Below are 24814 nucleotides of genomic sequence, written 5' to 3' on the forward strand. Positions count from 1 at the left end.
CGGCAGGCCTGACGTCCGGCAGGGCGTACGGCCCCTGTACGGGAGGGCGCGGGGAAACCCGGCCGGGTTTCCGTCCACGAGCCCTGGCTCACATATGCGTTCCGCCGTCGATCCGGATCTCCGTGCCGGTGATGAACGCACCGTCCCGCGAGGCGAGCATCGCGATGACACCCGCGACCGTCTCCGGGCCGGCGAAGCCCTCACCGATGGCCGGGGTGAGCTTGGTGAACAGGCTCATATCGGCGTCCTCGGGCAGCCCCGGGCCACGGCCGCTGGTCATGCCGCTGGCGATGGAGCCCGGCGCCACGCACACCGCGCGCAGCCCCTGCTTGCCGTACTCGCTCGCGATGGCGTGCGTCATGGACTGGATGCCGCCCTTGCTCGCCGCGTACGCCGACATGTACGGATGCGCGAACGAGGCGCTGGTGGAGCTGAAGTTGACCACGACCGGCGCCCGGCCTTCCAGGAGCGCGGGCAGCGACTCACGGATCATCAGGAACGTGCCGGTCAGGTTGACCGAGATGACCTGGTTGAAGTCGTCCAGGCTGGTCTCGTGGGTGTGCGAGGAGCGCAGGATGCCAGCCGCGTTGACCAGGACGTCCAGGCCGCCGAGACCGGCCACCGCGGCGGCGACGGCGGTGCGGACCGCCGCCTCGTCGGCTATGTCCAGCACCGTGGTCGCCAGCCGCCCGGCGGTGCCCTCCTCGGCCGCACGGTCGGCGGTGACCTGCAGACCCGCCGCGTCGAGGTCCGCAGCCACCACCCGGCCGCCCTCGGCGAGGATCCGGTGGACGGTGGCCCGGCCGATGCCCGAGCCGGCTCCGGTGATCAGGATGCGGCGGCCGTCAAAGCGGTTCATGCTCCAGCTCCGTTCTTGAAGGTATCCGCGCACCGTACGCCTGCATGGCACAACGTGCCACTTTCGCCTGACGTGCCGATACGGCACGGCGCTCCGTAAGCTGAGGCCATGCCGACCGCACGCCGCCCCGCGCCGCTCCCCCGCCCCTCGCTCACCGAGCGGCGCAAGGCCGAGACCCAGCTGGAGATCGCCCGTACCGCGGCGGCCCTGTTCGCGGAGCACGGCACCGCCGTCACCGCCGACGACATCGCCCGCGCCTCGGGGGTCGCGCTGCGCACCTTCTACCGCTACTTCCGCACCAAAGAGGACGCGGTGGCACCGCTGCTCGCCGTCGGAGTGCGGCAGTGGATCGACGAGCTGGCCGCCCCCTCGGCCGGGCCGGACGCACCCCCCGTACGCGAGGTGCTGGAGCGGACCGCCCGCCGGTCGCTGACGCCCGCCGACGAACCGGCCGCGGAGGCGCTGCGCTGCACCCGGGGACTGCTGCGGGCGATGCCGGGCGATCCCGCGCTGCGCGCGGTCTGGCATCGGGTGCACCACGACACCGAGGAGGCACTGGTGCCGGCCCTGGCACGGCTGACCGGCGCGGGACCGCTGGAGGTACGGCTGGCCGCGGCCGCCGCGAATACCGCGACGCGGGTCGCGATGGAGGAGTGGGCGGCGGGAGACGGGGCGCCGGACGGGCCGCAGGGGCCCGCCGCGCTGGTAGCCCGGTGCATGCGGGCACTGACGGCCGGGCTGCCGCAGCTCGACGGGGCGCACGGCCACGAGGGCGGGGAGGGGCCGGGCGGGGGTGGGACGGACCCGGGCGGCGGTACGCACCGGGGCAGCGGGACGGACCCGGGCAGCGGTAGGCACCGGAGCGGCGGTACGCACCGGGGGCGGTAGCGCGGCAAAGGCGGCAGGGAGCGCGCCGAGCATGTCGGCGGCGGGCCTGGAACGGCGCGACAGCCGGGGCCCGGGGCCGGCAAGGCGGCGGGCCGGGGCCGACAAGACAGCGGGCGACGGGCCGGCAGCGGGCGCCACACCGGTAAGGCAGCGCGCCGCCAAGACGGCAGGCGCCGCGCCGGTAAGGCGAGCGACCGATGGCCGGTTCTTACCTCGGCGGGCGCGCCGGGCTGCACGGAGGGCGCCTCCGGCCCCCCTCTTCAGCCAATCGCCGGAGATCGAAACCCGCCCGAACGGCCGGTCGGCGGCCGGATTCCTTTCTTCCGGGTCCGGGCGACCCTTGCCACGGGCATGACCGGCACAGCATCCCCGCTGGCCGCACCCCCTTTTCACCCGACCGCCCCGCACCACCCCCGGCCCGTTCGCGCCATTACTCTCAGCTTTCAGCTAATGACTCAAAGCGATCGCCTTGTGCTCACTCAGGATGCTTTCGGGATGCGGTTGGGCCAGACTCCCGTCCGGTATCTGCACCTTCGAGCAAGGGAGTGTTCGTCATGCGGTACATCACTGGGGCTGTCGCGCTTGGCGCGGCGCTGGTTCTGGGCACGCTGGCCACCACCGCACAGGCCGCCGCCCCGGCGCAGCCGACGCGGACCGGTGGCCTCTACGCCCCGACGGAACTGGTGCTGACGATGGGCCAGGGCGAAAGCCGTGCGACCGCCACGGTGCAGCGCGCGGTGACGCTCAGCTGTATGCCGGTGGCGACTGGAAGCCACCCGAACCCGAAATCCGCCTGCGCCCAACTGCGCGCGGTGGCAGGTGACTTCAACGCGGTGACCACCACTGCGTCGGACCGCCTGTGCACCAAGGAGTGGGCCCCCATCGTGGTCACCGCGGACGGTGTGTGGCAGGGCAAGCGGGTCTCGTACACCTACACCTTCGCCAACCCCTGTGCGATGAACAACGACAGCGACGCGGTCTTCGAATTCTGACCGGAGCGGCTGCAGGTCCCCGGGCACCGGAGAGTGGTGCCCGGGGACCGTCGCGTGCGGCAGGCACCGCGGGCCGGCGCCGTCCCCGGACGTCGAGCGCGTCCCGGAGCCGGCGCCGGGCGCCGGGCGGTGCGGTGCGCCGCGGGTCAGCCGATCTCCGCGCCGTAGGCCTTCAGGGCCTCCGGGACCGGCTGGAAGAAGGTTTCGCCGCCGGCGGAGCAGTCACCGCTGCCGCCGGAGGTGAGGCCGATCGCGGCGTCGCCGTCGAAGAGCGCGCCACCGCTGTCACCGGGCTCGGCGCAGACATCCGTCTGGATCAGACCGTCGACCGTGCCCTCCTGGTAGTTGACGCTGGCGTTCAGCGCCTTGACGGTGCCGTCGTGCACCTGGGTGGTGCTGCCGCTGCGCTGCACCTTCTCACCGACGGTGGCCTCCGCGGCCTTGGTGATCTTCTGCGTGCTGCCGTTGTAGAGGTCGACCTCGCTCGGGTGCGCGGTGTCGCCCGTGTACTTGGCGAGGGAGTAGTCGTCGCCCGGGAACTTGGAGTCCTCGGTGGTCGCGATCGCCGAGCCGCCCTGCTTGTCGGACCAGCTCTTGATCTCGTTGCCGCAGTGGCCGGCCGTCAGGAAGTACGGCTGGCCGTCCTTGACGACGTTGAAGCCGAGCGAGCAGCGGGCGCCGCTCCCCCAGATCGCGTCGCCGCCGCCGATGAAGGGTTTGAACTCACCCTTGCTGTGGCGCATCTCGACCTTGTCGCCGAGGCTCTTGGCGACCTTGGTGAGCCGGTCCAGCTTGGTGCCCTTGACCGTGCGGTCGGCGGTCACCACGACCTTGTTGCTCTGCGGGTCGATGCCCCAGGACGTGCCGGGGATGGTCGCCTTCGACTTCAGCGTCTGCCGGGCCGAGTCGAGCTGGGCGAAGGTATGGGCGACAAGTCTGGCTTCCGCCCCCTTTGCCCGTACGGCGCGGGCCGCGGCCTTGTTCACGACGTTGACCACGAGCTTCTTGGCCTTGGCGTCATAGAACGCACCGGCCGTGTCCGCCTTGAGGTGAGAGGCCAGGGTGGACGCCGCGGCGGAGGTCAGCTTGGCGAGCGCCGGGGTGGGCGCGGGACCCTGGGACGCATTGGCGTTGGCGAGGGTGACAGTGGCGGTGGCGGCGAGCGCAAGGGCTCCCGCACCTGCGACGACGGCGCGTCGGTTGGGTATGCGACGGTGCTTCAACTCGGAGCCTCCGTGGGGGGAAGGGCCCGGAAACTGTGGGGAGTTGCACGGGCCCGGAGAGTGAGGAATCAGGGCAGGAACGGATTCGCCCGACGAGCGGGTACTGGGGGAGTTGCGTCCATGCCAATGCGCGGAGCCGAGTATTCCCATCCGCCTCACTCGCGCACAAGACCGAGTTCCGGTCTCACATATGGGAGTTCACGGATTCACCACACGACGGTCACACCGATGCCCGCACACCTCGGTCTCGAGTGCGGACATCAGCAGGCGCGCGAGGCGCTCGACGGACGGCAACGTGTGAGGACTATAGCTGGCCGGAAATCGGCGGCCGGGAACCGGCCCCCGCACAGCAGAGATCGCCATAAGTACCCACATCAACAGGCACGTACGGCGATCAGGCGGACATCAAGGACTTAGCGCACACCGTCGCTACGGCAGCTCCTCCGCCTCCGGGAGATCCTCCAGCTCCGGCGGCAGCGGGCCCCCCTCGCCGGTCTCGACGGCCGCACGCGAGCGCGAGGACCCGGGCTTCGCGGCCGGGCCGCCCGGCGGCTGTGCGGCACCCCGCTCCGCTTCGGCCGCCGCGGTCTGCGCCTGGGCCTGCAGCCCGGAGCGCTCCAGGAACCGCAGCAGCTCCACGGGGAACGGCAGGACGAGGGTGGAGTTCTTCTCGGCGGCGACCGCCACCACGGTCTGCAGCAGTCGCAGTTGCAGCGCCGCGGGCTGGTCGGACATCGCCTCGGCCGCCTCGGCCAGCTTCTTCGAGGCCTGCAGCTCGGCGTCGGCGTTGATCACGCGGGCGCGACGGTCCCGGGTCGCCTCGGCCTGGCGGGCCATCGACCGCTTCATCGTCTCCGGCAGCGAGACGTCCTTGATCTCCACCCGGTCGACGGTCACCCCCCAGCCGATGGCCGGGCTGTCCATCATCAGCTCCAGGCCCTGGTTGAGCTTCTCCCGGTTCGACAGCAGGTCGTCCAGCTCGCTCTTGCCGATGATCGACCGCAGTGAGGTCTGTGCCATCTGCGAGACCGCGAAGCGGTAGTCCTCGACCCGGATGACCGCGTCGGCGGCGTCCACGACCTTGAAATAGACGACCGCGTCGACCCGGACGGTCACATTGTCCCGGGTGATGCCTTCCTGGGCGGGCACCGGCATCGTGACGATCTGCATATTGACCTTGCGCATCCGGTCGACGCCCGGAACGATCATGGTGAATCCCGGCCCGCGCACCTCGGAGGCCAGCCGCCCCAGCCGGAGCACCACACCCCGCTCGTACTGCTTGACCACCCGCGCCGCGGCCACGACATACACGGCACCCACGGAGGCCAGCGCCACCCCGGCCGTCACCAGTTCTTCGACCATCACGGCTCCCTGAAATGTGCCGTACACGTCCGAATCGCGTTGTTTCCATGGTATGCCCGGCCCGGGAAGGCGGTCGAGGCCGGCGCCGGGCGCGCCCGGGCCCCCGTCCGCCGGCGGACGGGGGCCCTTGTAGCGCCGGACCCGGGCCCGGCGATCGGTGCAGGTGTCCCTCCGTGCGGGCCCCGGTGCGCACCGGGGCCGTCCGTACGGAAGTCAGCCGGCCGGCGTCAGTAGACGCTCACGCCGTAGGCGCTCAGTGCCTCGGTGACGGGCTGGAAGAACGTGGTGCCGCCGGAGGTGCAGTCGCCGCTGCCGCCGGAGGTCAGGCCCAGCGCCGTGCTCCCGGAGTAGAGCGGGCCGCCGCTGTCGCCGGGCTCGGCGCAGACGGTGGTCTGGATGAGTCCGGAGACGACGTCACCGCCGCCGTAGTTGACGGTGGCGTTCAGCGCGGTGACCTTGCCGCTGTGGATACCGGTGGTGGAGCCCCGGCGGGTGACCGACTGGCCGACGGAGGGGGTGGCGGCGCTGGTGATGTCCTGGCTGCCGACGGTGCCCCCGTGGGACACCGAGCCGGTGTACTTGATGATGCCGTAGTCGTTGCCGGGGAAGCTGCTGCCCGCGGTCGGGCCGATACTGGCGCCGGAGCTGGTGGTCCACGGCGGGTTGCCGTCGGTGCAGTGCCCGGCGGTCAGGGCGTAGTAGGTGCTGCCGCTGCGGACGTTGAAGCCCAGCGAGCAGCGCCAGCTGGGGGCGTAGATGGGGTCGCCGCCGGAGATGAACTTGCGGAAGGTGCCCGCGATGCGGTCGATACGGACCGCATCGGCGTTGCCGCCCGCGGCCTGCTCGATCTTGGCTACCCCGGCCTGGGAGACCGTGCGGTCGGCGGTGACGACCAGGGTGTGGGTCTTGCTGTCGATCCGCCAGGCGGTGCCCGCGACGTCCGCGGTGCGCACCGCCTTGCCGACGGCGGTGAGCTGGGTGGCGCTGAACGTCCTTGCGGGGGCGGGGTCCTGTGCGTTGGCGGTCGGCATGGCGATGGCGCCGACGGCCACCAGTCCGGACGCGACGGCGATCAGCCGGGTGCGTCTCGCTACGCCGCTGCGGGGGGTGGTGCGCTCGTTCCTCACTGATTCCTCCGAGGGGGATCGGGGGGCCGCCGGTGGGCAGCCCGTGAGGCGCAGCCGAAGGGCACGCGGGAATCCGCACGTTCATTTTCAGCGTGCCCCTGACAAGCGCTGAGCGGAGTTTCGGGCGCACCACCCCCGCAGCGCAAGAGGGCCACCCGAAAGACTTGTGCCGGATACACGGGTGTCACCGTGCCGGAGCCCCCAACACTCCGCCCCGGCAGCCTCGTTAAAGGCTGCCGGGGCGGCGCTGACCCCCTCGGTCAGGGCTGGGACGGATCAGCGGACGATGCGGTTCCACACCCCGGCCGGTGCACCACCCGTGCACCGTCGGGGCCGGTGCCCTCGCCGGGCCGGAACGTGCCTGCCACCGGCTGGCCGGTGGGTATTGGCCCAGGCGAGCGGCCGTACGGCGGGGACACGGTGGCCAGGCGCCCGGTGTGCCCGTCCTGCGCTTCCTGGTGGGCGGGGGTGGTCATGGCCGTCGGCCCTTCGCTGCGGGGTGTGCGGGCTCCGGCAGCCCCAGGTGGGAGCGCAGCGTCGTGCCGGCGTACTCGGTGCGGTGGACGCCGCGCTCCTGGAGGAGCGGTACGACCCGGTCGACGAACGCGTCCAGACCACCGGGGGTCAGATGGGGCACCAGGATGAAGCCGTCGGCGGCGTCGGTCTGCACAAAGGTGTCCATCTCCGCCGCGACGGCCTCCGGTGTGCCGATGAAGGACTGCCGGCCGGTGGTCTCGATGACCGTCTCCCGCAGGGACAGGCCCTTGGCCTGCGACAGCGCCCGCCACTTGTCGGCCACCGCCTGCGGATCGGTGATCCTGACGCGGCCCTGCGCCAGCTCGCTGCCCGGGTCCGGGTCGATGTCCGGGAGCGGCCCGTCGGGGTCGTACGAGGACAGGTCCACGCCCCAGATCTGCTCCGCCGCCAGCAGCGCGTTCTGCGGGGAGACCTGCTGCCCGCGGATCTCGGCGGCGTGCTCCTGGGCCTCGGCCGCGGTGTCGCCGAGGACGAAGGTGACCCCCGGCATGATCTTGAGGTCGCCGGGCTGCCGGCCGTACGCCGCGAGCCGGCCCTTGACGTCGGCGTAGAAGGCGCGGCCGGCCTCCGGCCCGCTGTGCCGGGTGAAGATGATGTCGGCGGCGGAAGCGGCGAACTCCCGCCCTTCGGGCGAGTCCCCCGCCTGGATGACGACGGGGTGGCCCTGCGGGCTGCGCGGCACGGTGAACTCCCCGCGGACGGTGAAGTGCGCACCGTGGTGGTCGACCGGACGGGGCCGCCCGTCGTCCGTCCAGGAGTCCCACAACTCGCGTGCCGTGGCGACGAATTCGGCGGCGCGGGTGTAGCGGTCGGCACGGTCGAGGTAGCCGCCGCGGCGGAAGTTCTCGCCGGTGAAGGCGTCGGAGGTGGTGACGACGTTCCAGGCCGCCCGGCCGCCGCTGAGGTGGTCGAGGGAGGCGAGCCTGCGGGCCAGTTCATAGGGTTCGTTGAAGGTGGCGTTGACCGTGGCGGCCAGGCCCAGCCGCTCGGTGACCGCTGCCAGCGCATTGAGCACGGTGAGCGACTCGGGCCGGCCGACCACGTCGAGGTCGTGGATGCGGCCCTTGTGCTCGCGCAGCCGCAGCCCCTCGGCCAGGAAGAAGAAGTCGAACAGTCCGCGCTCGGCGGTGCGGGCCAGATGCTCGAAGGAGGAGAAGGCGATCTGGCTCTCCGACCGGGCGTCCGCCCAGACGGTGGTGTTGTTGACGCCGGGGAAGTGCGCGGCCAGATGGATCTGCTTGCGGGCCGGAGAGTCCGGTTCGGTCGGGGACATCAGGAGGCCTCTCGGGCGGCATAGCGGTTGGCGGGGCGCGGCAGTCCGAGGCGCTCGCGGAGCGTGGTACCGGGGTGGAAGCGGCGCAGCAGGCCGCGGTGCCGGAGCACGGGGACGGTGCCGTCGACGAGCCGCGCGAGGTCGCGCGCCGGGTCGGCGGGCCGCAGGTGGAAGCCGTCGGCGGCGCCGTCGGCGTGCCAGTCGCCGATCAGGTCGGCGAGCCCCACGGCGTCGGCCGGGCTGTCCAGCTCGACCGGCAGCGAGGCGAGGACGAGCAGACGGTCGGGGTCCCGGCCGTGTGCACGGGCGCGGGCGCGCAGTTCGGCGCGAATGGCACCGGCGGTCCCCGGATCCTCCGCACGGACCAGCGCGACATCGGCATGGGCGGCGGCCACCTCCCCGGCGGTCCGGTCCGCCGGCGCCGCGGCGTCCTCCCCCGCCGCGCCCACCTCGACGACGATGACCGGCCGGCCCTGCGGGGGCCGGGGCACGATGGAGGGGCCGCGGACGGAGAAGGAGCTGCCGGTGAAGTCGACGCGGTGGAGCTTGTCCCGGTCGATGAAGCGGCCGGTCGCCCGGTCGCGGATCTCCGCGTCGTCCTCCCAGCTGTCCCACAGCCGGGCGGCGACATCGGCGACCTCACCGGCCTCGCGCCAGACCTCGGCGGGCGGCGCCGCGCTCCGGCGGCCGAAGAGCGCGGCCTCGGCCTCGGTGGTGGACACCTCGACGGACCAGCCGGCCCGGCCGCGGCTGACCCAGTCCAGGGTGGAGACGGCGGTGGAGACATGGAACGGCTCGGTGTGGGTGGTGCTGACGGTGGGCACCAGGCCGATCTGTTCCGTGGCGGGCGCGACCCGGGCCAGTACGGCGAGCGCGTCGAGTCCGGGGCGGGCGAAGCTGTCGCCGAGGGTGACGAAGTCGAGGGTGCCGCGCTCGGCGAGCCGGGCGAGCGCCACGAAGTGCGCCGCGTCGTAGGGGGCCGGGTCGTCGGGGCGTTGTTGCGGGGCGTCCAGCGCGACGGCCAGATGCAGGGGGCGTGGGGGCAGGGACATGGGCGGGGCTTCCTTTCTGCGCCGGGCGCCGGTCAGCCGGCGGTCCTGGGCAGGCCGGGCGGATTGATCTGCGAGGTCTTCAGGTGCTCTCCGGTCAGCCCCCAGCGCGCCAGCACCTTGCCGTAGCGGCCGTTGTCGATGACCTTCCGCAGGGCGGCGGCATAGGCCTTGACCAGGCCGCTGCCCTTCTTGGTGGTGGCGGCGATCTTGCCCTGGACGCGGTCGCCGCCACCGGAGAAGGTGCCGGTGATCTCCGTCTGCCCCGCGGTGTTCACGTGGTACGCGGCGGTCGGGTTCGGGCCGAAGTAGCCGTCGATACGGCCCGATTGGAGCGCGAGGTAGGTGTCGGAGGGCTTCTGGAAGTACTTGATGTCGACCGGTTTGCGGCCGGCCTTCTCGTTCTCCTTGCTCCAGTCGACCAGGATCTTCTCCTGGTTGGTGCCGGTGCCCACCGCGATGGTCTTCCCCGCGACGTCCTTGGCGCCCCGCACCTTCCAGCCGCTGCCCTTCTTGGCTTCCATGGCCAGCTGGTCGAGCCGGTAGGTGGCGAAGTCGTACTTCTCCTTGCGCTCCTCGGTGACCGTGACATTGGCGAAGACCGCGTCGAGCTTGCCGCTGTCCAGGCCGACGAAGAGGTTCTCCCAGGACAGCGGGTCGAAGCGGGGTGTGAGGCCGAGGGTGTCGGCGACGAGGGTGGCGATGTCCTCCTCGACACCGATGAGGGTCTTGTCATCGGTGGCGTAGAAGCTCAGCGGCGGACTGGACTCGGCGCCCACACCGATCCGCAGCACACCGGTCTTCCGGACCCTGGCGGGCACCAGCGCGGCGCTCCGCGGGTCCTTGGCGCCATGGACCCGGTGCTGGTCGGGACCGATATTGATCTTCGGCCCCCGGCCTCCGGCGGCGGCATTCACGTTGCTCCCGCCCGACGCGGCGGTGCCGCCGCAGGCGGTGAGCGCCACGGAGCCGGCGGCGAGCACAAGGGCGGCGGTCAGGGTGCGGCGGCGGATCAACGGATGACTCCTCATGTTCAAAGGACCTTGGCGAGAAAGGACTTGGTGCGCTCATGGCGCGGACGGTCGAGGACCTCGCCGGGCGGGCCCTGCTCGACGATCCGTCCGTCGTCCATGAAGACGACGGTGTCGGCCACCTCGCGGGCGAAGCCGATCTCATGGGTGACGACGATCATCGTGGTGCCCTGGTGCGCCAAGTCCTTGATGACATCGAGGACTTCGCCGACCAGCTCCGGATCGAGCGCGGAGGTCGGCTCGTCGAAGAGCAGCAGCTTGGGTTCCAGGGCGAGCGCACGGGCGATGGCGACGCGCTGCTGCTGGCCGCCGGAGAGCGTCCTGGGATAGGCGTCCGCCTTGCCGGCCAGCCCGACCCGGGCGAGCAGCGCCCGCGCGGTCTTCTCGGCGTCCTTCTTCGGGCGGCGGAGCGCGGCGACGGGTGCCTCGGTGATGTTCTCCAGCACGGTCAGATGCGGGAAGAGGTGGAAGTTCTGGAAGACGAAGCCGATCTCGGTGCGCTGCTTGAGGATCTCGCGTTCGCGCAGCTCGTAGAGCTTGTCCCCGGACCGCTTGTAGCCCACCAGCGCGCCGTCCACGCTCACCGAGCCGCTGTCGACCTTCTCCAGGTGGTTGATGGTGCGCAGCAGGGTGGACTTGCCGGAGCCGGACGGGCCCAGGACGACCGTGACCTCGCCGGTGCGGACCTCGAGGTCCACCCCGTTGAGCACATCGAGTGAGCCGAAGCTCTTGTGGACCGAGCGGATGTCGACCATGGCGCCCTGCGCGCTCATCGGGTGGCTCCCTTGGAGAAGTGACGTTCGACGTAGTGCTGGAGGACGGAGAGCACGGTGGTCAGGAGGATGTACCAGGCGGTGGCGACCATCAGCAGGGGCACGACCCTGCCGTTCCGTCCGTAGATGACCTGGACCTGGTAGAAGAGTTCGCCGATCGCCATGACGGAGACGATCGAGGTGCCCTTGAAGAGGGAGATGACCTCGTTGGTCGCGTTCGGCAGGATCGAGCGGGCCGCCTGCGGCAGCACGATGCGGCGCAGCTGCCGCAGCCGGGGGATGCCGAGCGCGGCGGCCGCCTCCAGCTGTCCGCCGTCCACGGCGAGCACCCCGCCGCGGACGATCTCGGCGGCGTACGCGGCCTGGTGCAGCGCCAGCCCGAGCACCGCCGCGCCCATCGCACCGACCAGGCCCATGGTGTCGAAGTGGAAGAAGCCGGGGCCGAAGGGGATACCGAAGTCCAGGCGCTTGTAGAGATAGGCGAGGTTGAACCAGAACAGCAGCTGGACGATCAGCGGGATGGAGCGGAAGGCCCAGATGTAGCCGAAGGCGACCCATCGCAGGAAGGGGCTCGCGGACAGCCGCATGAAGGCCAGCACGATGCCCAGCGCAAAGCCGAGGGCGGTGCCGTAGACGGTGAGCTGAAGGGTGGTCCAGACCGCCTTGAGCACCGTCTCAGCGGTGAAGAACTGGGCGAACACCCCCCATTCCCATGCCGGGTTGGTGATCAGGCCGTGCACGAACTGGGCGATCAGCACCGCCGTCACCACGATCGCGGCCCAGCGCCAGGGGTGGCGTACGGGCACGACCTTCAGGGCCGCCGGGTCGTCCGTAGGGGAGGGTCCGGCCCGCTCGGGTGCGGTCCGTTCCAGGGGTGGGTCATAGGTCAGCGGCATGGGAGTCCTCGGGGGTGGGTGCGGTGCCGGAGGCGGGGACGGTGACGGGAACGGGCGGGGCGGCCCGGTCCCGCAGGAAGGTGAGCAGCGCCCGCGCGGTGGCGTCGTTCTGCCGGAAGGCGGGTGCGTTGGTACGGGGCCGGGCGAAGGCGCCGCCGGAGCGGGCGTCGGTGTGCGGGCCGAGGGCGAAGCGGCGCGGGTGCGGGCGGCCGGCCCGGTCCAGGATCCGGGCGTCGGCGGCGGCCACCGCCAGCAGCCCGGTGGGTGTCGTGGCCGCGCCGTCGGCGTACAGGGCGCGCAGCAGGGCGTCGCGGGTGTGCTCGACGGTCGCCGCCGGCAATCGCGCCTCCACCAACGCCCGTGCCTCGACCGACTCCCCCGGCACACTGGCGCTTCGCGCGCGGAACACCCCGCGCCCCGCCTCGGCGGTGACGGTGGTGCCGGCGCCGAGGAAGCGGACCACCCCGGCCCGGGACAGCGCGAGCAGCTGCCGCAGCCGGGGGCCGGGCGGGCCGGAGGCGAGGTAGCTGAAGAAGCCGTGCCACCAGGGGCCGTGGTCGCCGATCCGCACCAGCTGGCCGTAGACCGACAGCAGCGCGAGGAAGACCGCCAGGTCGGGGCTGTGCAGGGGGTCGTGACGGCGGGCCAGATCGGCCTCGATATAGCCGCGCAGCCCCTCCTGCAGCGCCTCGGTGTCGGGGTAGCGCAGGCCGTCCAGCGGATGGTCCAGGGCATCCAGGTCGAGGCGGTCGGCGGGGTCCGGGACCGCGGCGCCGACCAGGGCCTGGAGTGCGGCGCTGCCGGGGTCGGCGGCGGCGTACTTCTCCTCGAAGTCCGGCCAGTTCATCCGGGTGCGCCCGGGATGGGCGGTGAACAGCCGGTGGTAGTGGGCGAAGCCCAGCTCCTTGTCGATCAAGGGCCAGACATCGAGCCGGAAGTCGAACCCCTCGGGCCGGGCGAGCAGCGCATCGACCTGCGCGGGCCCGAAGAAGCGGGGCAGCGGCGGCCGTTCGCCGTCCGGTTCATAGTCGATCTTGGAGTGGTAGGGCACTCCGCGCCGTGACCCGACGTGCAGGACGGGCTCGCGCCCCGAGGGCTGGTAGACGAGCTGCCCGTCGGCGCCGGTCGTGTAGGTACCGCCGCGGCCCTCGGTCAGCAGCACCATCAGATCGACGAAGGCCAGCCCGAAGCCGCGGACGAGCACCGGCTCACCGGGCCGCAGTGCGCTCAGCTCGCTGTCGGCGGTGAAGGCCGGCGGCAGATACGTCAGATCGTGCCGGTTCGCGAAGTCGGTCAACTCCCGCTGTTCCGAGGTGAGTTCGGACTCCAGATGCCCCAGTGTGAGCACCACGAGGTCGGCGGGGAGCGGTGAGCTGCGGCCCGCCAGATGCACCTGCTGCCGCCCGTCGCGCGAGCCCGAGACCCGTACCGCCCGCTGCCGGTGCTCATGGACGGCGACGGCCGGCGGCAGCGCGGCCACCGACCGCTCGTACACCCAGCTCAGATAGGCGCTCTGCAGCCGCCGACCGGCGAAGTCGCGGGGCCCGAGCGCCGCGAGACCGCCGGCCGGTCCGGGAGCGACGGGGATCTCACCGTCCCGCACCGCGCGGGCCCACTCGGCGAGCGAGGGGCCGGGCCGCACCGGCCCGTCCAGTTCGACGCTCTCATCGGTGAACATGGTGACGTCCTCGGCCGTGGAGTTCATCCACAGCAGCGGCGACTGGCCGGCGCGCCAGATACGGCCGCCGCCCGGCGGATGGGGATCGACGAGATGCAGGTCGAGGGGCGTGTCGCCGAGAAGCTCGGGGGCGTTGGCGGCGATCCGCTCGATCAGTCCGGTGCCGCGCGGCCCGGCCCCCACGATCACGACGGACGGCCGCGCCGGCGCACCCAGATCCGGCCTCATCGGGCACCGGCCGTACCGCGGGCGTAGTGCCGCTCCAGGTAGTACTGGCCGACGCCGAGCACGGAGGTGACCACGACGTACCACAGGGTGGCGACCAGCAGCAGCGGGACGACCTGGTAGGTGCGGTGGTAGACGAGCTGGACGGAGTAGAGCAGGTCCTGGACCGCGATGACGCTGACGATGGAGGTGCCCTTGAGGGTGCCGATCAGCATGTTGCCGGCCGGCGGCACGATGGCGCGCATCGCCTGCGGCAGCACGATGCGGCGCAGCCGCCGCCAGGCGCCGAGCCCCAGCGACTGAGCGGCCTCCAGCTGGCCCTTGTCGACGGAGAGGATGCCGCCGCGGACCACCTCGGCGGCGTAGGCGGCCTCGTGCAGGGTGAGGCCGACCACCGCGATGGTGACCGGGCCGAGCAGGTTGACGGTCTTGATGCCGAGGATCGTCGGGTAGAGCGCCCCGATGTTGAACCAGAACAGCAGCTGCACCAGGACCGGCATCGACCGGAAGAGCCAGACGTACCCCCAGCTGACGCCGCGCAGCACGGGGTTGGCGGACAGCCGCATCGTCGCGAGCAGGGTGCCCAGTACGAAGCCCAGCGCCATGACGAGCACGGTCAGCCAGAGGGTGAGCCCCAGGCCGCGCAGTACGGCGGTGGTCAGGAAGTAGTCGGCGACCACGTCCCACTGGAAGGCGTCATTGCGTGCGACGGAGAGGACGGCCGGGACCAGCAGGGCGAGGACGGCGGCGGCCGCGGCCCACTGGCCGGTGCGGCGGCGCGGCACGACCCGGGGGACGGTGCGGTCCGTGTCATCGGGGGGAGCCGCGGCGGATTCGGGGTGAGCGGCGAGGGTGTCGGAAGGCATGCGAAGGCTCCGTGGATGCCGAGAGCGAGCACGGGAGTGGAGCGCCTTCACACAGGCGGAACGGGCCGTGCCCCTCAGCACGACCGGCCCTTGAGGTTATGAGGTGAACACGCCTCGCTGTCAAGGCCGTCCGAACTGTGAGCCGTGGATCACTTCATGGTTGACGCGGAAACGGATGCCTGTTCCACTTAGTCGCATGTATCTCTGGCAGCGGCTGGTCACCCGCGACCACATCGACTTCGGTCGTGTGTGGTCGTCGTCCTGTTGAGCTGACGCCCTGCCCTGAAGCCCGCCGCCGATAAGGCCGGGCCGTTCCGCGGTTCCTCCTCTTCCGTCAACCGCGCGCCTTCACACTTCGCGCCGCCGTCCGGCGCACCCCCTCCCCTCGCCACACCCGCAGTTCGCCTTCGCCTTTTCCTGTCTTGTTGTTCCTTCGGCGTGCTCCAAGAAGGGCGCAGTATGCGCTTCGGCGTCATGACTTTGATCGACAACGTCCCGGACGTGCTGTCCGGGCACCTCCTCACCCCGCACGACCGCCTCCAGGAGGTCATTGAACTCGCGGTTCTGGCAGAGGAGTTGGGGTTCGATGCCTTCGGCGTCGGGGAGCGGCACGGAGCGCCGTTCCTGTCCAGCTCACCTCCCGCGGTGCTGGGCGCGATCGCCGCCCGTACGCACCGCATCCGGCTCTTCACCACCGTCACCGTGCTGTCCACCCTCGACCCCGTACGGGTCGCCGAGGACTACGCCACCGTGGACCAGCTCTCCGGCGGGCGGCTGGAGCTGACCATCGGCAAGGGCAACGCCCCCGAGCCCTGGCGGCTCTTCGCCCGGGAACCGGACGACCAGTACGCGTTGCAGGAGGAGAACTACGAGCTGCTGCGCAGGCTGTGGAGCGAGGAGCAGGTCACCTGGTCGGGCGACTTCCGGCCGCCGCTCGACGGCGCGACCACGCTCCCCCGCCCGTACCAGCAGCCGCCCACCGTCTGGCACGGAAGCGCCACCAGCGAACGCTCGGTGGAGCTGGCCGCCCTGTGGGGCGACCCGGTCCTCGCCGCCAACGTCATCCAGCCGGTGGCCAATTACGCCAAGCTGATCGACCGCTACCGCGCCCGCTGGGCGGACTACGGACACGATCCCTCGGCGGCGCTGGTCGGTTCGGGCGGCACGCTCTACGCCGCGGCCGATGACCGCACCGCCCGCCGGGAGTTCGCGCCCTACTACGAAGCGGCCGTCGCCGCCCGCGACGTACCAGGCAACAACACGCCCTTCCGCTCCCTGGACGAGGCCGCGGACCACGGCCCGGCCCTGGTCGGCTCGCCCGGACGGATCGCCGACAAGATCCGTGGGCAGCACGCCGCCTACGGTCATGCACTGCAGTTCTTCTCCGTGGACAGCGCCGGACTGCCCTTCCCCCGCAAGGCCGAGGTCCTGCGGCTGACCGCCGCCGAGGTGCTGCCGCAGCTGCGTGACGAACTGCCCGACGCGCTCCCGTGGCCGTCCGCCGCCACGGCGCCGGTGCCGTCGCCGGTCCCGGAGGCGGCCCGGTGACCGCCGCACCCGGTCCGCCGCGAACCACCCGTCCGACGATCCGGCACACCACGGTCAACGATCCGCTCGCCCGTCCCCTGCTGGACGAACTCACCCACGAATACAGCACCCGGTACGAGAAACCCGTCGATCTGAGCCTGGAGTACCCGGCAGCGGAGTTCGCCCCGCCCGAGGGTGCGTTCCTGCTGCTCCTGGAGGACGGCAGCCCGGTGGCCGGGGGTGCGTACCGCCGCTATGACGCGCGCACCGCAGAGTTCAAAAGGATCTGGACGCACTCCGCGCACCGCAGGCGCGGGCTGGCCCGGCGGGTCCTCGACGCCCTGGAGCGGGAGGCCGCGGGCCGCGGCTACACCCGCGTCTTCCTGACCACCGGCCCCCGCCAGCCCGAGGCCAAGGGCCTCTATCTGGCGGCGGGTTACCGGCCCCTGTTCGACCTGTCCGCCGCCCCGGAGTCGATCGGCCCGCTGCCGTTCGAAAAGCACCTGGAGATCCCGCGCCCATGACCCTCACCCCCCGCACCACCGCACTGCGCACCGCCGCGCTCCTGGCCGCGGCGGCCCTGGCCCTCACCGCCTGCGGCTCGGGCGGCCCGTCGGGCGCTGCCGGTGCCGCGGGCCCGTCGGCCGCCGACGCCAAGCTCCCCACCACGGATGTGGTCTCGGACGTCAGGAAGGACCCGGCCGCGGCGAAACTGCTCCCCGCGGCCGTCCGCGCGCGCGGCAGCCTCTCCCTCGCCACCAGCGTCGGCACCCCGCCCGGCGCGACCTATCTGGCCGACGGCAAGACCCTGGCCGGCCAGGACATCGACTTCGCGGACGCGGTCGGCAAGGTCCTCGGGCTGCGGATCGACCGCGAGGTGGCGAGCTTCGAGGCGATCCTGCCGGCTCTCGGCAGCGGCAAGTACGACGTGGGTACCGGCAACTTCGGCGTCACCGACGAGCGCCGCAAGACCATCGACTTCGTGACGTACATCAACGACGGCCAGGGCTTCGCGGTCCGCAAGGACAGCCCGCTGAAGAAGGTCGGCTCGCTGGAGCAGTTGTGCGGGCTGACGGTCGCCACCGGCGCAGGCACCACCTTCGAGGCGACGCTGGAGGAGAACCGGCACCGGTGCACGGCGGCGGGCAAGAAGCCCTACGACGTCAAGACCTACGCCGAGCAGGGCGCACTGTGGATCTCGCTCCAGCAGGGCCGCACCGATGTCGTGATGAGCACCATCAACGGGCTGCGCTACGCCGTGCGCGGGCAGCCGGGCCTGCGGTTCCTCAACGAGTTCAAGCGGCTGGACGTCGGCTTCGCGTTCGCCAAGGGCACCCCGCTGGCGCCCGCCTTCCGGGCCGCGGTCAACCGGCTGAAGAAGAACGGCACCTACGGGCGAATCCTGAAGAAGTGGGGCACCGGCCCCTCGGCGATCACGACCTCGCGGATCAGTCCGCCGGAGATCCGCTGACCCGGGGCCGTGGGACGATGGGGCAGCTGCCCTGGTCCCGCGCACGAACCGACCCCCGGGTCAGGTCCGCCTTCCGGTGACCACTTTCCGTCGACGGACGGTCAGGTACCGACCGTGGCGTTCTTCATACTGTCAGTTTCCTTACGGGGCGCATAAGGTGATGGCGCGCCACCCTCTTTGCACCAGATGTGTCACGAACCCCCCGTGCGGCGGCTATCCACTTGGCACACTGTCGGCCTCATGGACGACGATAGGGGTACACACACAGACACCGCGGGTGAGAGGAGGCGTCAATGGGATCGGTGCGCAAGGCGAGCGCCTGGCTTGGCCTCGTCGACGACAGTGATGACGAGCGCTACTACGACGACGACTACGCCGAGGGACCCGATGCCGGTGACTCGGGCGACAGCCCCTGGGTCACCGACCCCCGGGTCCGGGTGGCCGACGAGACCGCCCAGGACCAGGGCACTCGCATCGCCACGGTCACCCCGGAGAGCTTCCGGGACGCCCGCGGCATCGGCGAGCTCTTCCGGGACGGTGTCCCGGTGATCGTCAATCTGACCTCCATGGAGTCCTCCGACGCCAAGCGCGTGGTGGACTTCGCGGCCGGTCTGACGTTCGGTCTGCGCGGTTCCATCGAGCGGGTCGCCACCCGGGTGTTCCTGCTGACCCCCGCCGACTACAAGGTCGTCAGCGGCGAGGCCCGCGCCCACCGCAACGGCGGCTTCTTCAACCAGAGTTGAGCGCGACCCGCGTGTTTCCGGCCGGGGGTCCGGGGGCCCGCGGCGGCAGCCGCCGGTGTGCGGGCCCCCGGATCATGCAGCGCCCTGCGTCAACGGGCGAGGCCGCTCACCGGAAGGCGTCCAGGCCGGTGAGCGCCTTGCCGAGCACCAGCTGGTGCATCTCGACGGTGCCCTCGTAGGTGAGCACCGATTCCAGGTTGGTCGCATGCCGCATGACGGGGTACTCCAGCGAGATCCCGTTGGCGCCGAGGATCGTCCGCGACGTGCGGCAGATCTCGATCGCCTCCCGTACGTTGTTCAGCTTGCCGAAGCTGATCTGCTCGGGGCGCAGCCGCCCCGCGTCCATCCGCCGCCCCAGATGATGGGCCAGCAGGATCCCCTTGTGTAGTTCGACGGCCATGTCCGCGAGCTTGGCCTGGGTGAGCTGGAAGCCGCCGATGGGCTTGCCGAACTGCTCACGCGTCTTCGCGTAGTCCAGCGCCGCCTCGAAGCTGGCACGGGCGGCCCCCATGGAGCCCCAGACGATGCCGTAGCGGGCGTGGCTGAGACAGCCGAGCGGGCCGCCCAGTCCGGTGGCCCCGGGGAGCACCGCGTCGGCCGGCAGCCGTACGTCGTCCATGACGAGTTCGCTGGTCACCGAGGCCCGCAGGGACCACTTGTGCTTGATCTCGGGGGCCGAGAACCCCGGGGTACCGGTGGGGACCACGAAGCCGCGGATGCCGTCGTCGGTACGGGCCCAGACCACCGCGACTCCGGCCACCGAGCCATTGGTGATCCACATCTTGCGCCCGTTGAGCACCCAGTCCCCGCCGTCGCGCTTGGCGTACGTCCGCATCGCCGCGGGGTCGGAGCCATGGTCGGGCTCGGTCAGGCCGAAGCAGCCGATGATCTCGCCGGCCGCCATCCCGGGCAGCCACTGCTGCTTCTGCTCCTCGGAACCGAAGCGCCAGATCGCATACATGGCGAGCGAGCCCTGGACGGAGACCAGCGAGCGGATACCGGAGTCGGCGGCCTCCAGCTCCAGGCAGGCCAGGCCGTACTGGACGGCGGAGGCGCCCGCGCAGCCGTAGCCGGTCAGGGACATCCCGAGCGCACCGAGGGAGCCCAGCTCACGGGCGAGTTCACGGATGCCGGGCAGTTCGCCGCGCTCGTACCAGTCGGCGATCTGCGGCAGGACACGGTCGGCGGCCCACCCGCGGACGGTGTCGCGGACGGCACGGTCCTCGTCGGTCAGCAGATCGTCGAGGCCCAGGGGGTCGCTGGGGTCGAACGGCGGGACCGTCGAGGACTCTGAGGACGGCTTTGCGGACATGGCGGGCCTCCGGCGGGTTCAGCGCTCGCGAAAAACTAGCAGTGGTAGTTATTTCGCTCCCGACGGTACGGCCCGCGGTGCCGCGCGGCAAGGGTCACCGCCGCGCGGCGGGGCGGACGCAGAAGGGGAGAAACGCCGGTCAGCGGCCGGAGCTCGCCGGGGCGGGCTCCCCGTTGCCGAGGCCGGCGCCGGCCGCACCGTCGCCCGGAGCAGGCTCCCCGTCCGCCTCCGCCCGCTCCGTGGAGTCCGCCGCCCGGCGCGGCAGCCGCAGCGCGATCCCCGCACCGACCAGCAGCAGCACGGCGCTGGCGACGAGGGTGATGTGCAGCCCGCGGACGAAGGACTCCCGGGCGGTCTCACGCAGCGCGGCCTTGGCGGCCTCGCCCAGGCCCGCGGCCACCTTGTAGGCCTCGCCGAGGGAGTGCGCGGCCGAGACGGAGACCCGCCCGGGGACACCGTCGACATGGGTCAGGCCCGGGGCGTAGGCGGCGTTCATGACGCTGCCGAGCAGAGCGACACCGATACCGGCGCCGAGCTGGTAGGAGGTCTCCCCGATCGCGGCGGCACCGCCCGACTGCTCGGCGGGAGCCTCGCTGAGCATCGACTCGTACGCCCCGAACAGCGTGGACTGGAAGCCGAAGCCGAGCAGGACGAAGCCCGTGGACAGCAGCCAGGGCCGGTCCTGGCTGCTCATCGCGGTCAGACAGAGCACCGCGACGGCGGTCAGCACAAAGCCGAGGGACACCATGGCGCGCGGGCCGAGCGCCTGCAGCATCTTCGAGCCGGTCAGACCGGCGGCCATCGCGGCGAAGACCAGCGGCAGCATCCGCAGGCCGGTCTCCAGCGGGCTCAGCCCGAGGACGAGCTGGAGGTACTGGACGGCGATCAGCTGCAGGCCCACCAGGGCGAGCATGGCCAGCACGATGCAGCCGACGGAGGTACCGAAGGCGGGCCTGGCGAACAGCCGCATATCGATCAGCGGGTGCTTGCGCCGGCGCTGGCGGCGTACGAACAGGATCAGCAGCAGGACGCCGAGGGCGATGGGCAGGAGGGTGGTCAGGCCCCAGACGGGCGCACCGCTGCCGATCCGCTTGACGCCGAGGACGATGCCCAGCACACCGAGCGCCGCGACGATCGCGCCGATCACGTCCCAGGGGCCGTTGCGCTCACCGCGCGACTCCGGCAGCAGCCACCGGCCTATCAGCAGCATCGCGGCCATCATCGGGATGTTGATGAGGAAGACCGAGCCCCACCAGAAGTTCTCGACGAGGAAGCCGCCGAGGACCGGACCGACCGCGGCGCCGACCGCGGCCACCGCGCTCCACACGCCGATGGCGACCGCGCGCTCGCGCCGGTCGGGGAAGACCTGCCGCAGGATCGACAGCGTCGCCGGCATGATCATGGCGCCGCCGATGCCGAGCAGGGCGCGCGCCACCATCAGGATCTGCGGGTTGGGCGCGAGCGCGGCGGCGGCCGAGGCCAGGCCGAAGAGGCCATAGCCGAGAAGGAGGATGCGCCGGCGGCCGACACGGTCGCCGAGGGTGCCGAAGAGGATCAGCAGCGACGCCGCGATCAGCGGGTAGACGTCGACGATCCAGAGGAGCTCCACCGGGCCCGGCCGCAGGTCCTCGGTGACGGAGGGCACGGCGACGTACAGGATCGTGGTGTCCAGCGCGACGAAGAGCAGGCTGACGCAGAGCACGATCAGCACGGTCCAGCGGTTCGCGCCGCCGCCTGAAAGCCGGGGAACACCAGCCGTCCGTCCACTGCCGGACGCGGTTGTCCCGGACATGCAGCACCTCCAGTCATGCTCTCGCGACCACGGATCAGGGCGCGAAAACGCCCCGGGGGAACCGGCGGCACAAGCGAGTAGGGACGTCAGACTACGCGAGTCCGACAGGGTGCCGCGTGGCTCACCTCACGATGAGACGCTCATCGCAGCGCCGTGCGTTCCCCACCCCGCCGTCGGCAATCGTTCTTCGGCCACCTGGATAATCGTCCGGATGAACGATCTTGCCTCCGCCGCCGTTCCCGGCCGGCCGCTGTGCGACGTCCCCGCCGTACGGGCCGCGCTGCGCCGGGCCGCGCCCGCGCTGGCGGCCTTCTCCGCGATCCGGCTGCTGGGGCTCGTCGTCCTCGCGGTCTGGTCCGCGGTCAACGGCAAGGACTGGCACACGCTGCTGACCGCCCGCTGGGACGCGCTCTGGTACACCCGGGTCGCCGAGCAGGGCTATGGCTACACCGTGCAGTTGCCCAACGGCGATGTGCACTCCAACCTGGCGTTCTTCCCGCTGCTGCCGTGGCTGGAGCGCGGGCTGTCGGCCCTCTCGCCACTGTCGCCGGCCGACGCCGGGATGGTGGTGGCCTGGCTGGCGTCGCTGGCCGCGGCCTGGGCGCTGTACGCGACCGGCGAGCGGCTGCACGGACCGCGGGCCGGGATCGCCCTGGCGGCGCTGTGGGCCGCGCTGCCGGTCGGCATCGTGCAGTCGATGGCGTACTCGGAGTCGCTGTTCACCGCGCTCGCGGCCTGGAGCATGTACGCCGTGCTGACCGGGCGCTGGGGGTGGGCGGGGGTGCTGGCCTCGCTGGCCGGGCTGACCCGGCCGGTGGGTGCGGCGGTCGTGGCGGCCGTGTGGATCACCGCGGCGGTGACGCTGTGGCGGCAGCGGGCCGGCGGCGTACGGGGGCGCGCGGCACTGCGCGCCCAGCCGGGCATGCTGCCCGGTGTGCTGCTCGCCCCGCTCGGCTGGTGCGGCTACTTCCTGTGGGTGGCGGCGCGGCAGGGCTCGTTCACCGGCTATCTCGACGTCCAGGCGGGCTGGCACAACGGCTTCGACGGGGGCATCGGGTTCGGCACCTTCGTCTGGCACCAGTTGTCGGGGCCCGCGTTCGCGGCCGGACTCGGGCTGCTCATCGGCGTCGGGCTGGTGATCTGGCTGTACGTGCACGGCGTCCGGCAGGGCCAGCCGGTGCCGCTGGCGGTCTACGGCGGGACGGTGCTGCTGCTCGCGCTGACCGCCAAGGGCTACTTCGGGTCCAAGCCGCGGCTGATGCTGCCGGCCTATCCCCTGCTGCTGCCGCCGGCGGTGGCGCTCGCGCGGTGGCGCCCGGTCCGGTCCTGGCTGGTCGTCGGCCTGGTGGCGGCGGGCTCCGCGGCGTACGGGGCGTTCTGGCTGAACGGTTCGGGGCCGCCGTGACCTCCGGAGACTCCCCGTGACCGAATGATCCCTTTCCGTCACCGACGCTCCGGGGAAACTTCGCACGCCCCCCGAGCAAAGGACGGATAAACTCTGCCGGAGAAAAGCAGATAAGGCGCTCGGGGTGACGACACGCGGATCCCGGGAAGGGATTGAGAATCGCTGCGAATTCCCTTCCAAATCCCTGCGGCGAAGCCTCGATTGAGACGCATTCCACATCACATCGTCATTACAAAGCGCACAGTTTGACCAAGCACCTACATCACACGCGGTAACGTCGATTGAGTGCGTACCGATGACAAGCTCGACCAGATGGAGGAGCAGCGCCCGACCGATCGCGTCCGACCGCCCCGCATGACCCGGACCCGCCTGTGGCTGTTCGGGGGCACGCTGGCGGTGTACCTCGCGATCGTGGCAGGAGTGCTGGCCACTTCATGGCTGGTCACGTTCGACTGGCAAGTCATGTTCTTCAGGCCCTACAAGCAATGGCCTGAGATCCATGCCTTCCTCGACTACTTCGTTGTACTGGGGCAGCGCGGACCGACCGCGGTGGCCGTGGCTGCCTGGCTGGGCTGGCGCTGCTGGCGCCAGCGCAACCTCCACCCGCTGCTGGTGCTCGGCGCCTCGCTGCTGCTGCTGAACCTCACCGTGGGCGCCGCCAAGCTCGGCATGGGCCGGCTCGGCCCGCACTACGCGACCGTGGTCGGCGCCAACGAGATGTGGCTCGGGGGCGACATATTCCCGTCGGGCCACACCGCGAACGCCGTGGTCACCTGGGGTGTGCTGGCCTACCTGGCGACCACCTCGCTGCGCCGCCGCACGCTGTCGGTGATCGCCGCGCTGGGCGCGCTGGGCGTCGGCATGACCACCGTCTACCTCGGCACCCACTGGGTCAGCGATGTGCTGCTCGGCTGGGCGGCGGGGCTGCTGGTGCTGCTGGCGATGCCGTGGCTGGAGCCCGGCGTCACCTGGTTCGAGGACCGCCTCATGGGCGTCCTGCTGCGGCTGTGGCTGCGACTGCGCCCCGATTCGCTGCGCGGCCCACTGCCGGTCGGCTCGCTGGCTCCCGGGGTGTCCCGGCAGCGCATCGCCCCCGACGGCGAGGTGCTCGTCCGCGAGACGATCTCCGCGGGTACCGGCGGCCGGTCCGCCTCCCACACCCCGGACGGCTGGCCACACCACCCACCGCGCCCGTACACCATCCGTTCGGAGCGCGCCCCGGTCACCCCGGCGGGCAGCCGGCGACCGCCGCACGCGGACCGTGTTCCGCGCACCACACCGCTGAGCCCGACCTCCGGGCGCGGCCGCAACGCGAGCGGCTGAGCGCTCCACGAGCCGCGGGGCCGGTACGCACACCCCACCCCCGCAGCGAAGGCCCCGGCCGCTCCCCATGGAGCGGCCGGGGCCTTCGTCGTATGTGCGGAGCTCAGCCCTGCCAGGTGCGGTGCACCGTGCCGTCCTTGACCTCGAAATTGAGCCGGCCGGCCAGGTACTCCATGGTGATGATCGCGCCCGGGGGCAGCGAGCGGACGGTGGTCCAGCCCCGCCCCCTGGCCTGCTCTTCGGCGTCCTGCTGAGCAAGGCCGACATACGCCTCGATGTCGTCCTGAGGGTTGTCCGGAAGGTTCGGTACGTCAGCCATGACAGCCACCGTAGGCGCCCGCGACGGCCCGCGGAAGCCCGGCCCTCGCACGCCTCGGTGACTTTCCGGTCCGGCATTGGTCACACTTGTGTCACAGCGAACGCTCCGGCGTTTGCCGGAACATATGTCACCCTTACGCGCCG

21 protein-coding genes and 1 pseudogene are annotated in these 24814 nt (G+C 71.7%); 8 read left to right on the forward strand and 14 right to left on the reverse strand.

What is annotated here, in order from left to right; all coding sequences use genetic code 11:
- Positions 1-88 precede the first annotated feature (88 nt).
- A complete protein-coding gene (locus ACGFWI_RS18520) occupies positions 89-859 on the reverse strand; it encodes an SDR family NAD(P)-dependent oxidoreductase (protein WP_393907030.1) in 771 nt (256 codons plus the stop codon).
- A 108-nt stretch (positions 860-967) separates the two neighbouring features.
- On the opposite strand from ACGFWI_RS18520, the pseudogene ACGFWI_RS18525 reads away from it, so the two are divergent.
- Both ACGFWI_RS18525 and ACGFWI_RS18530 read left to right on the forward strand, forming a co-directional pair.
- Positions 968-1615: pseudogene (locus ACGFWI_RS18525) on the forward strand (TetR/AcrR family transcriptional regulator); the annotation flags it as partial.
- 686 nt (positions 1616-2301) lie between these two features.
- The gene (locus ACGFWI_RS18530; RefSeq protein ID WP_393907031.1) at positions 2302-2739 is read left to right on the forward strand and encodes a subtilase-type protease inhibitor; all 438 of its coding nucleotides are present in this window, start codon (positions 2302-2304) and stop codon (positions 2737-2739) included.
- 146 nt (positions 2740-2885) lie between these two features.
- On the opposite strand, the gene ACGFWI_RS18535 is transcribed toward ACGFWI_RS18530, so the two are convergent.
- The 10 genes from ACGFWI_RS18535 to ACGFWI_RS18580 all read right to left on the reverse strand — a co-directional run bounded on the left by ACGFWI_RS18535 (position 2886) and on the right by ACGFWI_RS18580 (position 14779).
- Positions 2886-3962 carry a S1 family peptidase gene (locus ACGFWI_RS18535; RefSeq protein ID WP_393907032.1) on the reverse strand — a complete coding sequence of 359 codons (1077 nt, stop codon included), beginning with the start codon at positions 3960-3962 and terminating at the stop codon, positions 2886-2888.
- A gap of 429 nt (positions 3963-4391) precedes the next feature.
- Positions 4392-5324, reverse strand: a complete 933-nt coding sequence (locus ACGFWI_RS18540; RefSeq protein ID WP_393907033.1) for a slipin family protein — start codon at positions 5322-5324, stop codon at positions 4392-4394.
- Between the two features lie 227 nt (positions 5325-5551).
- Positions 5552-6451: a S1 family peptidase gene (locus tag ACGFWI_RS18545; RefSeq protein WP_393907034.1), complete on the reverse strand. Its 900-nt coding sequence runs from the start codon at positions 6449-6451 to the stop codon at positions 5552-5554.
- Positions 6452-6923: 472 nt separating this feature from the next.
- Positions 6924-8261 carry an NtaA/DmoA family FMN-dependent monooxygenase gene (locus tag ACGFWI_RS18550; protein WP_393907035.1) on the reverse strand — a complete coding sequence of 446 codons (1338 nt, stop codon included), beginning with the start codon at positions 8259-8261 and terminating at the stop codon, positions 6924-6926.
- Positions 8261-9313 (reverse strand): LLM class flavin-dependent oxidoreductase, encoded by a 1053-nt coding sequence (locus tag ACGFWI_RS18555; protein WP_393907036.1) that lies wholly within the window; start codon positions 9311-9313, stop codon positions 8261-8263. Before ACGFWI_RS18555 ends, ACGFWI_RS18550 begins: the two co-directional genes overlap by 1 nt.
- Before the next feature lie 32 nt (positions 9314-9345).
- Complete coding sequence (locus tag ACGFWI_RS18560) at positions 9346-10323, reverse strand: transporter substrate-binding domain-containing protein (RefSeq protein ID WP_393907097.1); 978 nt, start codon at positions 10321-10323, stop codon at positions 9346-9348.
- A 20-nt stretch (positions 10324-10343) separates the two neighbouring features.
- Positions 10344-11114, reverse strand: a complete 771-nt coding sequence (locus ACGFWI_RS18565; RefSeq protein ID WP_393907037.1) for an amino acid ABC transporter ATP-binding protein — start codon at positions 11112-11114, stop codon at positions 10344-10346.
- Entirely contained in the window at positions 11111-12010 is a 900-nt protein-coding gene (locus ACGFWI_RS18570) for an amino acid ABC transporter permease (protein WP_393907038.1), read from the reverse strand. Before ACGFWI_RS18570 ends, ACGFWI_RS18565 begins: the two co-directional genes overlap by 4 nt.
- Positions 11994-13916 carry an FAD/NAD(P)-binding protein gene (locus ACGFWI_RS18575; protein WP_393907039.1) on the reverse strand — a complete coding sequence of 641 codons (1923 nt, stop codon included), beginning with the start codon at positions 13914-13916 and terminating at the stop codon, positions 11994-11996. Before ACGFWI_RS18575 ends, ACGFWI_RS18570 begins: the two co-directional genes overlap by 17 nt.
- Complete coding sequence (locus ACGFWI_RS18580) at positions 13913-14779, reverse strand: amino acid ABC transporter permease (RefSeq protein ID WP_393907040.1); 867 nt, start codon at positions 14777-14779, stop codon at positions 13913-13915. Before ACGFWI_RS18580 ends, ACGFWI_RS18575 begins: the two co-directional genes overlap by 4 nt.
- Positions 14780-15238: 459 nt before the next feature.
- Here ACGFWI_RS18580 and ACGFWI_RS18585 point away from each other — a divergent pair, with 459 nt between their 5' ends.
- The 4 genes from ACGFWI_RS18585 (at position 15239) to ACGFWI_RS18600 (ending at position 18520) form a co-directional block, all read left to right on the forward strand.
- The gene (locus tag ACGFWI_RS18585) at positions 15239-16327 is read left to right on the forward strand and encodes an LLM class flavin-dependent oxidoreductase (protein ID WP_393907041.1); all 1089 of its coding nucleotides are present in this window, start codon (positions 15239-15241) and stop codon (positions 16325-16327) included.
- Positions 16324-16830 carry a GNAT family N-acetyltransferase gene (locus tag ACGFWI_RS18590; RefSeq protein WP_393907042.1) on the forward strand — a complete coding sequence of 169 codons (507 nt, stop codon included), beginning with the start codon at positions 16324-16326 and terminating at the stop codon, positions 16828-16830. Before ACGFWI_RS18585 ends, ACGFWI_RS18590 begins: the two co-directional genes overlap by 4 nt.
- Complete coding sequence (locus tag ACGFWI_RS18595) at positions 16827-17777, forward strand: ABC transporter substrate-binding protein (RefSeq protein ID WP_393907043.1); 951 nt, start codon at positions 16827-16829, stop codon at positions 17775-17777. Before ACGFWI_RS18590 ends, ACGFWI_RS18595 begins: the two co-directional genes overlap by 4 nt.
- 293 nt (positions 17778-18070) lie before the next feature.
- Positions 18071-18520 (forward strand): cell division protein SepF, encoded by a 450-nt coding sequence (locus tag ACGFWI_RS18600; protein WP_393907044.1) that lies wholly within the window; start codon positions 18071-18073, stop codon positions 18518-18520.
- Between the two features lie 106 nt (positions 18521-18626).
- Here ACGFWI_RS18600 and ACGFWI_RS18605 read toward each other — a convergent pair whose 3' ends face one another.
- Complete coding sequence (locus ACGFWI_RS18605) at positions 18627-19832, reverse strand: acyl-CoA dehydrogenase family protein (protein ID WP_393907045.1); 1206 nt, start codon at positions 19830-19832, stop codon at positions 18627-18629.
- Positions 19833-19971: 139 nt separating this feature from the next.
- The gene (locus tag ACGFWI_RS18610; RefSeq protein ID WP_393907046.1) at positions 19972-21624 is read right to left on the reverse strand and encodes an MFS transporter; all 1653 of its coding nucleotides are present in this window, start codon (positions 21622-21624) and stop codon (positions 19972-19974) included.
- A gap of 211 nt (positions 21625-21835) precedes the next feature.
- Here ACGFWI_RS18610 and ACGFWI_RS18615 point away from each other — a divergent pair, with 211 nt between their 5' ends.
- Positions 21836-23029: a hypothetical protein gene (locus ACGFWI_RS18615; protein WP_393907047.1), complete on the forward strand. Its 1194-nt coding sequence runs from the start codon at positions 21836-21838 to the stop codon at positions 23027-23029.
- Positions 23030-23314: 285 nt separating this feature from the next.
- Entirely contained in the window at positions 23315-24352 is a 1038-nt protein-coding gene (locus ACGFWI_RS18620; protein ID WP_393907048.1) for a phosphatase PAP2 family protein, read from the forward strand.
- 103 nt (positions 24353-24455) lie between these two features.
- On the opposite strand, the gene ACGFWI_RS18625 is transcribed toward ACGFWI_RS18620, so the two are convergent.
- Positions 24456-24671, reverse strand: a complete 216-nt coding sequence (locus ACGFWI_RS18625; protein ID WP_088796989.1) for an I78 family peptidase inhibitor — start codon at positions 24669-24671, stop codon at positions 24456-24458.
- Positions 24672-24814: the final 143 nt, after the last annotated feature.

The organism is Streptomyces sp. NPDC048434 (assembly GCF_043200375.1).
Taxonomy (GTDB): domain Bacteria; phylum Actinomycetota; class Actinomycetes; order Streptomycetales; family Streptomycetaceae; genus Streptomyces.

Bases quoted from the DNA above. Each gene is read 5' to 3' on its own strand.
- ACGFWI_RS18600 (WP_393907044.1), top strand. From the start codon at position 18,071: ATGGGATCGGTGCGCAAGGCGAGCGCCTGGCTTGGCCTCGTCGACGAC.
- ACGFWI_RS18605 (WP_393907045.1), bottom strand. From the start codon at position 19,832: ATGTCCGCAAAGCCGTCCTCAGAGTCCTCGACGGTCCCGCCGTTCGAC.
- ACGFWI_RS18585 (WP_393907041.1), top strand. From the start codon at position 15,239: ATGCGCTTCGGCGTCATGACTTTGATCGACAACGTCCCGGACGTGCTG.
- ACGFWI_RS18610 (WP_393907046.1), bottom strand. From the start codon at position 21,624: ATGTCCGGGACAACCGCGTCCGGCAGTGGACGGACGGCTGGTGTTCCC.
- ACGFWI_RS18595 (WP_393907043.1), top strand. From the start codon at position 16,827: ATGACCCTCACCCCCCGCACCACCGCACTGCGCACCGCCGCGCTCCTG.
- ACGFWI_RS18615 (WP_393907047.1), top strand. From the start codon at position 21,836: ATGAACGATCTTGCCTCCGCCGCCGTTCCCGGCCGGCCGCTGTGCGAC.
- ACGFWI_RS18550 (WP_393907035.1), bottom strand. From the start codon at position 8,261: ATGTCCCCGACCGAACCGGACTCTCCGGCCCGCAAGCAGATCCATCTG.
- ACGFWI_RS18570 (WP_393907038.1), bottom strand. From the start codon at position 12,010: ATGCCGCTGACCTATGACCCACCCCTGGAACGGACCGCACCCGAGCGG.
- ACGFWI_RS18555 (WP_393907036.1), bottom strand. From the start codon at position 9,313: ATGTCCCTGCCCCCACGCCCCCTGCATCTGGCCGTCGCGCTGGACGCC.
- ACGFWI_RS18530 (WP_393907031.1), top strand. From the start codon at position 2,302: ATGCGGTACATCACTGGGGCTGTCGCGCTTGGCGCGGCGCTGGTTCTG.
- ACGFWI_RS18625 (WP_088796989.1), bottom strand. From the start codon at position 24,671: ATGGCTGACGTACCGAACCTTCCGGACAACCCTCAGGACGACATCGAG.
- ACGFWI_RS18580 (WP_393907040.1), bottom strand. From the start codon at position 14,779: ATGCCTTCCGACACCCTCGCCGCTCACCCCGAATCCGCCGCGGCTCCC.
- ACGFWI_RS18565 (WP_393907037.1), bottom strand. From the start codon at position 11,114: ATGAGCGCGCAGGGCGCCATGGTCGACATCCGCTCGGTCCACAAGAGC.
- ACGFWI_RS18520 (WP_393907030.1), bottom strand. From the start codon at position 859: ATGAACCGCTTTGACGGCCGCCGCATCCTGATCACCGGAGCCGGCTCG.
- ACGFWI_RS18575 (WP_393907039.1), bottom strand. From the start codon at position 13,916: ATGAGGCCGGATCTGGGTGCGCCGGCGCGGCCGTCCGTCGTGATCGTG.
- ACGFWI_RS18540 (WP_393907033.1), bottom strand. From the start codon at position 5,324: ATGGTCGAAGAACTGGTGACGGCCGGGGTGGCGCTGGCCTCCGTGGGT.